This is a genomic window from Chryseobacterium sp. 22543 (assembly GCF_052044565.1).
Classification (GTDB): domain Bacteria; phylum Bacteroidota; class Bacteroidia; order Flavobacteriales; family Weeksellaceae; genus Chryseobacterium.
In genome coordinates, this window is sequence record NZ_JBQENH010000008.1 from 39,491 (window position 1) to 52,711 (window position 13,221).

Consider the following 13,221-nt stretch of genomic DNA (forward strand, 5'->3'; position numbering starts at 1 on the left):
ATTCGTGTTTTTATTTGTTTCCGAAGTAAAAATTGATTCCTATACCAAAGCGTAAAGCCTGATCTTTCCTTTTCCCATTCACAAGGCCTTCCCAGTCATCTTTGAATCCCAGGTCATATTGAGCCGAAGCTCTCAGTGAAACATTCCGGCTGATCATATATTCCAGCCCTCCTCCGAACTGTGTTTTATATTGAGGTTTATATTTTGAATACATAGCCCCAGCTCCACCGTAAATGTATGGGCTGAATCTGTATTTAGGAAAAAGCACATATTCCAGATTCACTTCGGGACCGAAATAGTTTCTTTTCACAATATTTGAATTTTCCAGCGTAAAATAACTGCCATTCAATTCTATATTCAGGTAGGGAGTAAGGAAATATTTGAATCCTATTTTACCTCCAACATTCATTTTAGGGCCTACATAATCATCTTTCACTTTCTGCCCTTCAACATTGGCAAATACAGAAACTTTCTGTCTGTAATTCTCCGGATATTTGCCGCCTACTGCTCTTCCGTCATTTTGCTCCTGCTCTCTGTTATATTCATTGATTAAAGTCTGGTATCCTCCATTGGGATCCACTGCTTTCCCCCAGATTTTATCTCTTATTCCTTCTACAATAAGAGATTTTACAGCTTTTTCAATAGCCTCTGTCACAGCAAGCTGAACGGGCTCATTCTGGGTGAGTCCTACCTCAGCTTCAAGGAGTCTTTCCGTATCAATATATCTGAAAAAACTTCCGTTGACGCTGGTTGAAAGAATAGTTTTAGAGGTATAAACTGTTTTAAGAATTTCTCCATTAAGAGTAGAGACAGCACGAAGGTAAATAGTAATTCTGTCCTGGCGGTATTGTGTGGAAGCACCGATTCCGAAATACCTCGCTCCAAGCCCTCCGGTGAGAATATTGCTGTCATAGGAGATTACGCCCCCTTCAAGAAGAATTCCGGCATATAAAAGAGGAGGAAGTGCCTGACTGTTTTTATCTGCATCCTTTATATATTCCTGTCGTGTGGAACGGATGATTTGTCTTTCATTGAGAAGATTAGCAATATTTTCCCTTTCAATAGGGATAAACCAATGGCTGTCTTCCAGTGCTTTGATAAGAATGGTGGTGGTTCCCTGAGGGACTGCCGTGCTCCAGTTGTTTCCGTTTTCGGAAGGTTTATACTGGCCGGTCTGGTCCCGGAATTTGTAGACCCCAATTACAATTTTTTCTTTGGGAAGGGGAAGGTTTTTCAGTTCTGCGGTAGAGGAAGTAACCTCACCCATTGTTGGTTTTTCGGGATCCGAAGGTAAACCAAATATTGAGCTACAAGCCTGCAGAATGCATAGCAGGAAACTACAGAAAAAGATTCTGGTGTAAGTGTAGGTTGTCATGGTAAGTTTATTTTTAGTTATTCCTATTTCGGAATTACGATCTCGGACTGATCGCCATTACTGGTATCCAAAATATTGATTAAAAGTCCCTGATTAGTATTGGTAATCTGTAAGTAAAGCGATCCGAAAAGATAATTTCCGGGCTTTATATTTCCATCACCAAACTGTTCATCAAACAGTTTTCTTGAAAGCTCACTGAGAATCTGTCTGTTGAGACTCTGGGTAAAGCTGTCAAGAGAATTTACACGATCCAGCAGATCGCTGAAATCATTTTTTTCGTCAAATTGGTTTTGTGCATTGGCAGAGCTTAAAAGCCACTGATAATTAAACGTGTCTCCTCCAAAAGCCGGATTGACCGGTTTGTAGACGAGCTGCTGAGATTTTCCGTAGAAAATACCTGCAATAAAGGTCAAAATAATGATAAAGGTTTTCATGGCGGACATTTTTAGTAGATAAATTCATTTTTAATAAGGTTTTTCTTAGCGTTAAATTCTTTGATATATTTTAAGCTGTAGACCAGCTGCTCTTTTAAATAATCTTCTGCAGGATTGGTCATAAAACTGTAAATAATCTTATCCTCAATCTGAATATTAATCTGGCCGCTTGTTCCGCGAAGGGGAAGTTCTGTAATCGTAATAGCACTGATGCTTTTATCCGGAAGCTGGCTGTATTGTATATAAAAAAGATCATAAAAATCTTTTCCAACCTTGGTTTTGGTTTCATCAATGGTCAATCCTCTCAGCTCATAAGCAGCATCTTCTTCTACCTTTGCTGTTTTCTTTTTAAAAAGATCACTGTTAAGCTCCAGACTGTCTTTGGCGACCAGCTTTTGTGTTTCTTCATCCCTGATATAAAGGAAGGCTTTCAAGGCATCTTTTGATTCAAGATTGACACTGATTTCCGATAATATTTTAACTTCATTGGGATTCACAGAAAATTTACCACTCTGCTGATTGTTTGAAAAGTTCCCGCCATTTCCTTTTTTAATAGAAACTAAAAGGTAATTCAATTCCTTATAAACGGTGGTATTGTTCATTACAATTGCTTTCAGTATAATCTGATTTTCAAGGAGGCTGCTCTCTATTCTTGCATTTATTTTTTTATCTTCCTGCCCATAAGTCCATACAGACAGGAAGCTAAAAAATGTGCTCAGGCTAAGGGAATATAAAAGTTTCATCATTTGTATTTTAATAGTTTCTCATGAAAACTGTTTTATTGTCTCCCTTTACATTGATCTGAACTCCATCCGAAATACTATTGCTTCCCGTGACATCAATAATATTATTGTTTCCTTGTGCAGTAATGGCAGCTTTAGATTCTTTATCTGTAAATGAATTGATAAAATAAAGTGTATTAAAGTCTCCCAGTTGTTTTACAACAATATTAGTTCTGGCATTAAGAGAAAGCTCGGCATTGTTATAATCACCCATCTGAATGATATTAGTACCGTATGAAATCTGATCAATCTGCTGCCTGGCTATAAGATTAAAGATTGTATTGCTGTTGATCTTATCCCAGTCTATTTCCTGTGCCTGTAATGGCAATAATATGAAAAGAGCAAAAACACTCCATCTTAAAGTAAACATGGCCTCTATGTATTAAAGATACTGACGCAAACCGAAGAAAACCGGAGGTAAAAAAGGAGAAACCCTGTAGTTTCTCCTTTACAATTTCTAAGATTTACAGTATATGTTATAGGGCTTAATTGGATTGATTCACAATCATTGAGTTTCCGTTACCCATCTGAGTTCCTACGTGAATATGGCCATCACCACTCTGAGCTACCCAGGTGAAGTTACCATTACCCATCTGAAGGTCAATAGCTGTGTTGGAATCTCCTACCTGGAACTGATAAAGCTGGTTGGCATTACCGATCTGTAATCCAGCAGAGGTATTATCATCTCCTACCTGAACTGAAGCGGCAATATTACCTGTTCCTGCTTGTACGTGAGTAGCACTGTTATCATTACCATCCTGATATTGAACAAGGATATTGTTGGCTCCTACCTGAAGTCCGCTGGCATCATTTCTTCTTCCCAGCTGAACCTGATAAGCTTCATTACCGCTACCTAACTGAATAGCTGAAGCATCATTTCTTCTTCCGTCCTGATATTGAACGACAGAGTTCCCTAATCCTACCTGTACCGAAGAAGCATCATTTCTTCTTCCTATCTGAGTTTGTTCTGTAGAGTTAAGAACTCCAAGCTGCCATGTTGAAGCAGAGTTTCTGTTTCCCATCTGCATTACTTCATTTGAGTTTCCAATACCCACCTGATCTACATCTATTGAGTTTCTGTTTCCTATACTTTGTGCAGTATTAACGTTCAAAATACCTACCTGATCAATGTCTGCAGTATTACGATTCCCTGTCTGTGTCAAAGAGTTGATGTTCAAAAGACCAGTCTGATCCACAGTAGCAACATTTAAGTTTCCTGTTTGGGTAGTTACATCAATATTGAATTGTGCAAATCCGAAACTCATGGCGAATAGTGTAAATACACCTGTAAGTAAATTTTTCATCTTAGTAAAAATTAATTGGTTAATAGTAAGGCAAAGGTAGCCTCTGAGCCAAGATGAAAAACCACCATCAAAGTGTAAATTTCAAAAGTCACTGTTTATAGTTGTAAGGGTCACTATTTGCCGTTGTACGGGTGTCATTGTTTTCAGTTACGGAAAAATACGGGAGTTATTTTAACAACTGTAAGTAGCTCATTCAGTGGTGAATATTAAATTTTCTACGGCCACGATTTTCACTCATTTTTCAAAATTCATCATGAGTAGTAAAACTTCACAGTGCCGGGTGTTAAAATCTTTACCACCCCACAATAATTCACCTTTCATTGGTGAAGCAAAATTCACAATTACTCATCTTTTCATTCTAATACGACATAGGTTAATTAATGTTAAGGCCCTTATTTCTTCAAGATATATTGTTAAATTTGAGGTATGGAAAATTTTGGAAAAGATTTATTACGAAAAATAAAAAGTGTAGAGCTTCCTGGTGAACACGCCCATGGAGTTTTCTCACCTCCCTCCCGCCCCGTTTTTACTTATGATGAAGTATTGGCAAAGAATCCCAAATTTGCCGCGGTCAACATCCTTCTGTATCTGAAAGACAATGAATGGTATTTTCCATTGATTCAAAGAACGATTAACGAACACGACAGACACAGCGGGCAGATTTCACTGCCTGGAGGAAAGCGTGAGGAGATGGACAGAGATTTTGCGGAAACTGCAGTTCGGGAAACTTCCGAAGAAATTGGAATAGACAAACATTATGTAAGGATCATCAGAGAAATGTCTCCTATTTATATTCCACCGAGCAATTTTTATGTATATCCCTATATTTCCTATACTAAAAAGAATCCCGCCTTCGTTCTTCAGCAGACGGAAGCTGTGGAAACCATAGAATTTCCCATCACTTCCTTTCTAAATCTGTCTGGTACCCCCGAAATCATGGCACTGCCTAATGCAAACGGATATGAGGTTCCTGTTATCAATTTCAACGGATACATTATCTGGGGTGCTACAGCGATGATATTAAGTGAATTCAGCCAGTTGCTGAAAAAAATGTAACTTTGCACTACCGTGTTTAATTGAGAGATGGCGAAGAAAAATATTTTCACCGATGCATTCGGAACACCTTATTTTTTGAAAAGGTTTATTATTTTTATTTTAGGAGTTGTATCATACAGAAGATTCAACGGCTTTAATAAGTTAAAGATAACCGGAACAGAACACCTTGTGGATCTTCCGGATTCTAACGTACTTTTCGTATCCAACCATCAGACCTATTTTGCAGATGTGGCAGCAATGTACCATGCTTTCTGTGCTGTAAATAACGGATATTTAAACACAATAAAAAACCCGATCTACCTATTGAACCCTAAGATCGATTTTTACTATGTAGCAGCAGAGGAAACCATGAATAAAGGTATTCTTCCCAAAATTTTCAAAATTGCGGGTGCTGTAACAGTAAAAAGAACATGGAGAGCTGAAGGGAAAAATGTCAACAGAATGGTAGATATGAGTGAGGTAGACAACATTATGAAAGCATTGGACAATGGCTGGGTAGCGACTTTCCCTCAAGGAACTACTTCCGCTTTTGCACAGGGACGAAGAGGAACTGCCAAATTGGTGAAAAATCAGCGTCCTATTGTAATTCCAATCAAAATAAACGGATTCAGAAGAGCTTTTGATAAAAAAGGACTCCGCGTAAAGGTAACCGGTGTAAAACCTACGATGGAATTCAAAGCTCCTTTGGATATTGATTATGATAATGAAAAAGCACCGGAAATTTTATTGAAAATCATGACTGCCATTGAGCAGACAGAAGATTTCAACTTATTACACAGTTATGATGAAGAACTTAAAGCTAAAAAATTAGAACAAAAGGACTCAAATAATTAAAGTAATGACAAAAATTATGAACAAAATACTTGGAATCTTATTTGCAATCATAGTATTAGTTTCATGCAACAGCCAGAAGGTATATTCGGATTTTGATATCAGCTATTCGAAAAGTGGAGGCTATGCTCCTGTATATGAAAACATGCTTATAAAAGGGAATAATGTACACTACTCTTTTGAAGGGCAGGGTAAAAAATATAAACAGGATTTTAAAATTTCTGATGAAGATTTAAAAAAACTGGATCAGGTTCTTTCTCAGAACAATTTCAGAAGAATACAGGAAGACCGCAAAAAACTGTACGATAATATTTCAACTTCCATCAACATCAAGAAAGGTCCAAATGAAGGGAGTAAATCGGATGCCAGCATGATTATTCCGAATTACCAGACCAACTGGAACAACATTCTTGAAGTTTTCCAGCAGATCATTAATACTAATGTTAAAAAACAGTAAATACAATTGAAAACCCACTTCATTGCCATTGGCGGAAGCGCCATGCATAATCTTGCGATTGCATTAAAAGACAAAGGATATCAGGTGACAGGTTCTGATGATGCTATTTTTGAGCCTTCAAAATCCCGCCTGGAAAAGAAAGGAATTCTGCCTCAGGAAATGGGATGGTTCCCGGAAAAGATCACTCCGGATATTGATGCTGTTATTCTTGGGATGCATGCCCACCAGGATAATCCTGAGCTGGCAAGAGCAAAAGAACTGGGTCTGAAAATATATTCTTATCCTGAATTCCTTTACGAACAGTCAAAAAATAAAACAAGAGTTGTCATTGCCGGATCACATGGTAAAACAACCATTACTTCAATGATCCTTCATGTTTTGAATTTCCACCAGAAAGATGTGGATTTCATGGTAGGCGCTCAGCTTGAAGGTTTCGACTGTATGGTAAAACTGACTCAGGATAATGATTTCATGGTTCTGGAAGGTGATGAATACCTTTCTTCTCCTATCGACCTTCGTTCTAAATTTTTACTGTATCAGCCGAATATCGCTTTGATGAGTGGCATTGCATGGGATCATATCAATGTTTTCAAAACATTTGATGATTATATTGATCAGTTCAGAAAGTTTGTAGCAAGCATTACACCAGGTGGAGTTCTGGTATACAATGAAGAGGATCCGGAAGTAGTGAAAGTAGTGGAAAATGCAGAAAACTATTTCAGAAAAATCCCTTACAACACTCCTGAATATGAAATCAATAATGGTAAAGTGTATTTAAAAACTGAAATGGGAGATGTTCCGCTTTCTGTTTTTGGAGCCCACAACCTGTTGAATATGGAAGGAGCAAGACATATCTGCCGACAGCTTGGTATTATGGATGAAGACTTCTATGAGGCTATTATGAGCTTCAAAGGAGCATCCAAACGTCTTGAAAAAGTAGAAAGAGAAGATAAAGGAATACTTTATAAAGATTTCGCTCATGCACCAAGCAAGGTGAAGGCAGCTGTAAAAGCATTTACGGAGCAATTCAAAAATGATAAGAAATATGGATTTCTGGAGCTTCACACTTATTCCAGCTTAAATCCGGCCTTCCTTGAGCAGTATGATCATGCAATGGACGGCTTGAATGAAGCCATCGTTTTCTACTCTGAAGATGCTTTGAAGATCAAGAGAATGGAGCCTATATCTCCAGAATTTATCAAAGAAAAATTCAAGAATGAAAATTTAAAGGTTTTCACGAATGCTGAAGATCTTCATGCCTATTGGAATACATTGGATAAAACGGATGGTGTTTATTTAATGATGAGTTCCGGAAATTTTGGCGGTCTTGATTTAACAAAATAAATAAAAAAGCTTCAGCATATGATCTGAAGCTTTTTTATTAAGCATTATTTCTAGTTATTCAATCTTTTGTTGTTGACCAGCTCAATACTTTTGATAGATCCTACCGGTGAAATTTTTACCGTTTTGTTTCCTTTTGCCAGATAGATATAATACATACTGTTTGATCCTATCAGATGAACCAGATCAGAACTATCATCACTATAGTTTAATTTATAATCATATTTAAGTCTGTTCTCCTTTATTCTTTTCGTTAATGTCATCCCTTCTCCCATACCTATTCCTACAAAGAAAGACAACAGCATCATGGCCAGAAATCTTACAAACATATTGGTAAAATGATTCTCAATAGCCTCTTTACTCATATTTTCATGTTCTTTAAGAGAAGCCATTTTCAGTGCCCATTTTTTATTCTTATTACTTTGCTTTGATAAATAGGACGGAAAGGCAAATGAAGATACAACGATAATAAGCAGGGCAATCAGTATTACTGGATGAGCAGTTAAGGTAGCAATCGGACTTATTAAAATATCCATTATTGTTGAATATTTCAGAATATTAATGCCTATCTGATAGTAGAAGACACTCTCTTTAAGTATTCCCATTACAACAAGAAATAAGTATCCGAACGGGAGTGATTTTTGAATTCCTTCTGAAAATTTCATTTTTATTTTCGCTGATTTTAGTTTTTATATTTCACGAAAATAGAAAATTAACAGCAAATTGAAAACATATTGATCTATCTTTCACATTCTGTGATCAGATTTCTCAAAATTTCTTCTGTGGAAAGTTCACTATACTGATGAATAGACTGTCCAACCCAGATTCCAACAAATTCCGGATTTTGCAAAGATTTTGCAGCTTTACGCAGTGCATTGGTCAGCTTGTTCTGATAAGGATATGGTAAAATATATTCTGAATTTTCAACCGTTTCTATAAACTGATTTTTCACTCCTCTGGCATATCTTCCGGAAAAGCTTTTTGTTAAAACAATCTCTTCTTCCCGTACTTTTTTCAGTCTTTCTTTTTCAAAAGGCTGCAAAGCACTTTCCTGAGAAGCCAGCAGAAGATTTCCAACCTGGAATCCCTGAGCTCCTAAATTTTTAACGGCTTGTAATGTCTTGGCTCCATAAATTCCTCCTGCATAAATTAAAGGAACATTTACATGATCATACACCTGTGACAGCAAAGATAAACCTCCGATCTGCGGAATGTGCTCCGCCTCAAAACTTCCCCTGTGGCCTCCCGCCTCTATTCCCTGAACACAAATAATATCAATACCTGATTTTTCAAGCTGCAAAGCTTCATTCACAGAAGTACAGGTTCCGATAAGGGTAATTCCGTTTTCTTTTAATTTCTGAATACTCTGATCATCCAGATTTCCGAATGTAAAACTCAAGATCTTACAATTTTCTTCGATGATGACATCCACCTGCTCATGATAAGGATGTATACTGATCGTCTCAAGTTCCGGAAGTTCTACTTCAATATTATTTTCTTTCGCCAGCTGCTCAAGGAACTGCTTCGTTTTGATAAACTTTTCTTTTAAAGCGTCGGTCACTTCAGGAATGTGATGTACAAATATATTGGCTGCAAAAAGTTTATCAGTCAGTTTTTTCGTTTCCCTGATCAATTCAACAGACTGATCCGCAGAAAGATCTGCCAGCGCCAGTGATCCCAGACAACCTGCTTTTGCAGCAGCTGCCACCATCTGTACCGTACTTACTCCAAACATCGGAGCCTGAATTACAGGGTATTGTATCCCTAGTTTTCTACTGATTGTATCCGGCCAAAACATAAGAATTATTTTTATTAAAATTTACGAAGAAAGTGACAATGAAAGTCATTCAATACCATGATATTCCTCAGTGAATTTAAAGTTCAACGTTTAAAGTTTAAGGGTTAGGGTTATTGAAAAACGTCTATTGCACATTGTGCAAGGCAAGATTTATTTTGCTTTCCTCAGTCCTTTATAGTGTAATTTTGATACTGGATCAAGCTTTTCTGTAGCGTAAGAAAATGTAACAGCAGACATTGTTTTAGCATAAGTAGTGAGAAAATCATGTAGTTTCTCCTGGTCTTTTTTTCCAGCCTCTCTGATCCAGCTTCCTACTGCTTTATTCACCAGTTCATTAGGATCATGAATAAGGATTTCTGCAAGGGCAAAAGTATCTTTTACATCATTTTTCCTGATAAACGCATGAGTGCTTACAATGGCTGTTCTCCTTTCCCACGGACTGTCGGAATAAGCAAGCTTATACAAAATATCTCTAGGCTTGTCAAGAAGATATTCTCCAATAATATTTCTGGCCGCCCTGTCTACAAAATCCCAGTTATTCAAACGGTCATGGCGATTCAGGTACAGATCAAAAAGGTCTTTTTTCTGATCTTCAGTCGTTTTTTTATTTCTGGCCTGGAAATCCATGATACTCACTGCCCCCATTCTTACTTCATAAAAATCGCTGTCAAGGAGTTTATTGACCTCATCCAAAGGCATAGCAGAAAACTCTTTAGCCGTAGTAAAGACATCGCCGAATTTCACTCCGAAACTCTTTGTAATCCCATCATTTCCTTTGAAAAACTTCTCTACTTTATCGAGTTCTTTTTCATTCCTGAATAACGAGAGTGTTTGTATGAATTCTTGTGCAGTCATGGGTTATTATTCATTTAAAATCCCGCAGGTTTCACAATAACTCAGATTCCTGATCTGTGTTCATGAAACCTGCGGGAATTATTCATTTGTCAATCTGAAGATTAAATATCCGCTACGGAATTCAGCATTTTTTGCTCCCATTCAGGATCTTTAGGATCAAAGAATAATCTTTTCCCTGTATCCAGAGAACGGACAACATTCATTTCATCTTCTGTAAGTTCAAAATCAAATACATTTAAGTTTTCTTCAATTCTTGATGGTGTCACAGATTTTGGAATCACTACAAATCCTTCCTGAAGATGCCATCTCAGAATTACCTGAGCTACGGTTTTACCATATTTTTCAGCAATTGCTTTCAGATCAGGATTACTTAAAAGCTGGGCATTCCCATTTCCAAGCGGACTCCATGGCTGTGTTATGATATTATTTTCTCTGTCATATACCTGCAATTCTTTTTGCTGGAATACCGGGTGCAGTTCAATTTGGTTGATTACCGGCAACACGGTTGAATTGGCTTTTAATTCTTCCAGTTTCTCAATCGTAAAATTACATACTCCTATAGCTTTGATCTTTCCTTCCTTGTATAATTCTTCCAAAGCTTTCCAGGTTCCTAAAAAGTCTCCATAAGGCCAGTGGATAAGGTACATATCAAGATAATCCATCTGCAGTCTGTCTAATGTTCTCTGAAAAGCACTTTTAGCTTTTTCGTACCCATGATCCTGAACCCATACTTTTGATGTGATAAATAATGCTTCTCTGTCTACTCCGCTATTTTTTACCCCGGCACCTACAGCCGTTTCATTCTGATAAATAGCAGCCGTATCAATCATTCTATATCCGCTCTGAATAGCTTTTATTACTGCATTCTCACATTCTTTCAGGTCTTCCATCTGCCATACTCCAAAGCCTAAAGCAGGAATATCCACTCCGTTATTTAAGGTTACCACAGGCTGTCCTGTATAGGTTTTCTTTTGCATAAATCTTTATTTAATTATTAATATAAAGTGATAAACAAATTTGCAACAAAATTTTGAAAATCCCGCCTACCAATTTTACTGTTTCTATTAAAAAATGGCTATGTAATGAGGTAATTCCAGCTTTCAGTTTCTAATTTTTTTTACTGATTTCTGGTTTCTAATTTACGGTCCAGCTGGCATTCCAACGCTATTTTCTTTATTTTTGTTTAAATTTAAAAAATCATGTCACAAAATATCAGACTGGCTGCTGCAGAAGATTATCCAAGAATTATGGAAATCTGGGAATCGGCTGTAAAAGCAACTCACGATTTTCTTGCTGAAAAAGATTTCAATTATTTTAAAGAAGCCATTCCAAGAGATTATCTTCCTAACCTGGAAGTTTATTTAATCACTGAAGATAATGAAGCTAAAGGATTTGCCTCTGTAGCAGAAGGCAACCTCGAAATGCTTTTTATTCATAATGACACGCGTGGAAAAGGCTACGGAAAAACGCTTTATCAATTCATGAAAGAGAAAACCGGATTGACCAAAGTGGATGTGAATGAACAAAATCCTCAAGCCATCGGGTTTTATGAAAAAATGGGTTTCAAAAAAATCGGAAGATCTGAGAAAGACGGTTCAGGAAAAGACTATCCACTTATTCATATGAGTCTGTAAATGGAAGATTTTACTTTTAATCTATTAAATTCTGATTCGGAAATTCCTTATCATCTCTTGCTGCTGGCAGATGAAACCAAGGAGGCGATCAATCAATATATTTTCAATTCTGACATCTATCTTCTGAATAATGGTACTGAAAATATTGCTGTGATGGCACTGTACAAGAAGAGCAATAGTGAACTGGAAATTAAAAACGTCGCAGTGACTGAAAGTTGCCGAAGTAAAGGCATCGGAGGAATCCTGATGGATAAAGCAAAAGAAATTGCAAAAGAAAATCATTATAAAACACTGACTGTCGGAACATCGGATACCGGTTTCCAACAGATCAGATTTTATGAGAAAAACGGATTCATCAAAAATGGAGTTCTGAAAGATTTCTTTATTAAAAATTATCCAGATCCTATTTATGAAAACGGTTTACAGATGAAAGATATGATTTTACTAGTTCATCACCTTACGGAATAAACCTTTAATATGTTCAATTTCAGTTTGATAATTGGTTTTCTTACGGCATCCGAAGTACAATGTATTTTCAAATTTCTTCTTTCCTTCCCAGATTAACTGAACTTCACCGCTTTCGATATCGCTTCTGCATAGAAAATCGGGAACTACAGCTAATCCTGTTCCTCCTTTCAGACAACGGATGATGGAATTCATATTGGGAACAATATAATTGGGACGGAAATTGGGTTTATGACCAAAATTCAATATCCAGAACTGGAAAAGGTGTTCCATATCTCCGGTGGTTCCGTACCATTTTTCATTCTTCAGCCATCCTTCAATCTGCTCTGCATCTTTTGTTTTTAACATTTTATTGAAAGCAGCTTTATCCACATCTTTCCCTCCTACAAGAACGATCTGCTCGGAAGAAAATGCTTCATGCTCGATATTGGGTGAAGATCCTTTTTTCGGCGTAATGATAAGATCAAGAATTCCTTTGTCCAGCTGATCCAGCATTTCCGGATATTCTCCAAAACTGATAATCAGATTAAAAGGCAATGAAGAAACATACTGTTCCAAAGTAGTCTGAAACGTTTCAAAACACATTCCCACACTAATGGTAGGGGTATGTTTTTCTGTAGATTTCTGGAAGTTTTTTTCTACATCTTCCAGTTTGGTAATAGGTTCAGCAACGGCATTAAACAATACTTTCCCGCGTTCTGTAGGAATCATTTTTCTACCGGTCCTGTCGAATAGTTTGTATCCTACATAAGCTTCCAATGAGCTTAAATGCAGACTCACTCCCGGCTGTGATATGAATAAAGCATCAGCAGCACCCGTCAATGTCCCGGTTTTATATATCGCCTTAAAAGTACGATACCATTCTAAATTGACCATGATTTAATTATTA

The 13,221-nt window shown here is 37.1% G+C and carries 16 protein-coding genes; 6 read left to right on the forward strand and 10 right to left on the reverse strand.

What is annotated here, in order from left to right; translation table 11 throughout:
- Positions 1-10: 10 nt before the first annotated feature.
- The 5 genes from ACTJIP_RS21230 to ACTJIP_RS21250 form a co-directional block, all read right to left on the reverse strand.
- Complete coding sequence (locus ACTJIP_RS21230; RefSeq protein WP_077414157.1) at positions 11-1,375, reverse strand: CsgG/HfaB family protein; 1,365 nt, start codon at positions 1,373-1,375, stop codon at positions 11-13.
- A gap of 23 nt (positions 1,376-1,398) precedes the next feature.
- Positions 1,399-1,809, reverse strand: coding sequence for a curli production assembly/transport component CsgF (locus ACTJIP_RS21235; protein ID WP_077414270.1), 411 nt, complete (start codon positions 1,807-1,809; stop codon positions 1,399-1,401).
- Between the two features lie 11 nt (positions 1,810-1,820).
- Entirely contained in the window at positions 1,821-2,555 is a 735-nt protein-coding gene (locus ACTJIP_RS21240) for a CsgE family curli-type amyloid fiber assembly protein (RefSeq protein ID WP_440705064.1), read from the reverse strand.
- A gap of 7 nt (positions 2,556-2,562) precedes the next feature.
- On the reverse strand, positions 2,563-2,961 hold the full coding sequence (locus tag ACTJIP_RS21245) for a hypothetical protein (protein ID WP_180565259.1): 399 nt from the start codon (positions 2,959-2,961) through the stop codon (positions 2,563-2,565).
- Positions 2,962-3,076: 115 nt separating this feature from the next.
- On the reverse strand, positions 3,077-3,895 hold the full coding sequence (locus tag ACTJIP_RS21250; protein ID WP_077414151.1) for an RIP homotypic interaction motif-containing protein: 819 nt from the start codon (positions 3,893-3,895) through the stop codon (positions 3,077-3,079).
- 426 nt (positions 3,896-4,321) lie between these two features.
- Between ACTJIP_RS21250 and ACTJIP_RS21255 the strand changes: the two genes are divergently transcribed.
- From ACTJIP_RS21255 to ACTJIP_RS21270, 4 genes are read left to right on the forward strand one after another with little or no spacing between them, the layout of a single operon-like run.
- Entirely contained in the window at positions 4,322-4,951 is a 630-nt protein-coding gene (locus tag ACTJIP_RS21255) for an NUDIX hydrolase (protein WP_077414149.1), read from the forward strand.
- A 27-nt stretch (positions 4,952-4,978) separates the two neighbouring features.
- On the forward strand, positions 4,979-5,785 hold the full coding sequence (locus ACTJIP_RS21260; RefSeq protein WP_047373745.1) for a lysophospholipid acyltransferase family protein: 807 nt from the start codon (positions 4,979-4,981) through the stop codon (positions 5,783-5,785).
- 16 nt (positions 5,786-5,801) lie between these two features.
- Positions 5,802-6,239: a hypothetical protein gene (locus ACTJIP_RS21265; RefSeq protein WP_077414268.1), complete on the forward strand. Its 438-nt coding sequence runs from the start codon at positions 5,802-5,804 to the stop codon at positions 6,237-6,239.
- A gap of 6 nt (positions 6,240-6,245) precedes the next feature.
- Positions 6,246-7,583: a UDP-N-acetylmuramate--L-alanine ligase gene (locus ACTJIP_RS21270; RefSeq protein ID WP_180565258.1), complete on the forward strand. Its 1,338-nt coding sequence runs from the start codon at positions 6,246-6,248 to the stop codon at positions 7,581-7,583.
- Positions 7,584-7,633: 50 nt separating this feature from the next.
- Here the strand turns inward: ACTJIP_RS21270 and ACTJIP_RS21275 are convergent, their stop codons facing one another.
- From ACTJIP_RS21275 to ACTJIP_RS21290, 4 genes are all read right to left on the reverse strand, one after another.
- Positions 7,634-8,245: a hypothetical protein gene (locus tag ACTJIP_RS21275; protein WP_428169129.1), complete on the reverse strand. Its 612-nt coding sequence runs from the start codon at positions 8,243-8,245 to the stop codon at positions 7,634-7,636.
- A 74-nt stretch (positions 8,246-8,319) separates the two neighbouring features.
- Positions 8,320-9,378, reverse strand: coding sequence for an NAD(P)H-dependent flavin oxidoreductase (locus ACTJIP_RS21280; protein WP_440705065.1), 1,059 nt, complete (start codon positions 9,376-9,378; stop codon positions 8,320-8,322).
- Positions 9,379-9,528: 150 nt separating this feature from the next.
- Positions 9,529-10,233: a DNA alkylation repair protein gene (locus ACTJIP_RS21285; RefSeq protein WP_077414141.1), complete on the reverse strand. Its 705-nt coding sequence runs from the start codon at positions 10,231-10,233 to the stop codon at positions 9,529-9,531.
- 101 nt (positions 10,234-10,334) lie between these two features.
- The gene (locus ACTJIP_RS21290) at positions 10,335-11,210 is read right to left on the reverse strand and encodes an aldo/keto reductase (protein ID WP_077414139.1); all 876 of its coding nucleotides are present in this window, start codon (positions 11,208-11,210) and stop codon (positions 10,335-10,337) included.
- 222 nt (positions 11,211-11,432) lie between these two features.
- Here ACTJIP_RS21290 and ACTJIP_RS21295 point away from each other — a divergent pair, with 222 nt between their 5' ends.
- Both ACTJIP_RS21295 and ACTJIP_RS21300 read left to right on the forward strand, forming a co-directional pair.
- On the forward strand, positions 11,433-11,867 hold the full coding sequence (locus ACTJIP_RS21295; RefSeq protein WP_077414137.1) for a GNAT family N-acetyltransferase: 435 nt from the start codon (positions 11,433-11,435) through the stop codon (positions 11,865-11,867).
- Entirely contained in the window at positions 11,868-12,335 is a 468-nt protein-coding gene (locus tag ACTJIP_RS21300; protein WP_077414135.1) for a GNAT family N-acetyltransferase, read from the forward strand.
- On the opposite strand, the gene ACTJIP_RS21305 is transcribed toward ACTJIP_RS21300, so the two are convergent.
- The gene (locus tag ACTJIP_RS21305) at positions 12,312-13,208 is read right to left on the reverse strand and encodes a LysR family transcriptional regulator (RefSeq protein WP_077414133.1); all 897 of its coding nucleotides are present in this window, start codon (positions 13,206-13,208) and stop codon (positions 12,312-12,314) included. The genes ACTJIP_RS21300 and ACTJIP_RS21305 overlap by 24 nt on opposite strands.
- Between the last annotated feature and the right edge of the window lie 13 nt (positions 13,209-13,221).

What these genes read in the sequence shown, in the direction of transcription:
- ACTJIP_RS21245 (WP_180565259.1), bottom strand. Translation starts at nt 2,961, where the DNA reads ATGTTTACTTTAAGATGGAGTGTTTTTGCTCTTTTCATATTATTGCCA.
- ACTJIP_RS21240 (WP_440705064.1), bottom strand. Translation starts at nt 2,555, where the DNA reads ATGATGAAACTTTTATATTCCCTTAGCCTGAGCACATTTTTTAGCTTC.
- ACTJIP_RS21230 (WP_077414157.1), bottom strand. Translation starts at nt 1,375, where the DNA reads ATGACAACCTACACTTACACCAGAATCTTTTTCTGTAGTTTCCTGCTA.
- ACTJIP_RS21300 (WP_077414135.1), top strand. Translation starts at nt 11,868, where the DNA reads ATGGAAGATTTTACTTTTAATCTATTAAATTCTGATTCGGAAATTCCT.
- ACTJIP_RS21290 (WP_077414139.1), bottom strand. Translation starts at nt 11,210, where the DNA reads ATGCAAAAGAAAACCTATACAGGACAGCCTGTGGTAACCTTAAATAAC.
- ACTJIP_RS21285 (WP_077414141.1), bottom strand. Translation starts at nt 10,233, where the DNA reads ATGACTGCACAAGAATTCATACAAACACTCTCGTTATTCAGGAATGAA.
- ACTJIP_RS21275 (WP_428169129.1), bottom strand. Translation starts at nt 8,245, where the DNA reads ATGAAATTTTCAGAAGGAATTCAAAAATCACTCCCGTTCGGATACTTA.
- ACTJIP_RS21265 (WP_077414268.1), top strand. Translation starts at nt 5,802, where the DNA reads ATGAACAAAATACTTGGAATCTTATTTGCAATCATAGTATTAGTTTCA.
- ACTJIP_RS21235 (WP_077414270.1), bottom strand. Translation starts at nt 1,809, where the DNA reads ATGAAAACCTTTATCATTATTTTGACCTTTATTGCAGGTATTTTCTAC.
- ACTJIP_RS21305 (WP_077414133.1), bottom strand. Translation starts at nt 13,208, where the DNA reads ATGGTCAATTTAGAATGGTATCGTACTTTTAAGGCGATATATAAAACC.
- ACTJIP_RS21250 (WP_077414151.1), bottom strand. Translation starts at nt 3,895, where the DNA reads ATGAAAAATTTACTTACAGGTGTATTTACACTATTCGCCATGAGTTTC.
- ACTJIP_RS21280 (WP_440705065.1), bottom strand. Translation starts at nt 9,378, where the DNA reads ATGTTTTGGCCGGATACAATCAGTAGAAAACTAGGGATACAATACCCT.
- ACTJIP_RS21260 (WP_047373745.1), top strand. Translation starts at nt 4,979, where the DNA reads ATGGCGAAGAAAAATATTTTCACCGATGCATTCGGAACACCTTATTTT.
- ACTJIP_RS21255 (WP_077414149.1), top strand. Translation starts at nt 4,322, where the DNA reads ATGGAAAATTTTGGAAAAGATTTATTACGAAAAATAAAAAGTGTAGAG.
- ACTJIP_RS21295 (WP_077414137.1), top strand. Translation starts at nt 11,433, where the DNA reads ATGTCACAAAATATCAGACTGGCTGCTGCAGAAGATTATCCAAGAATT.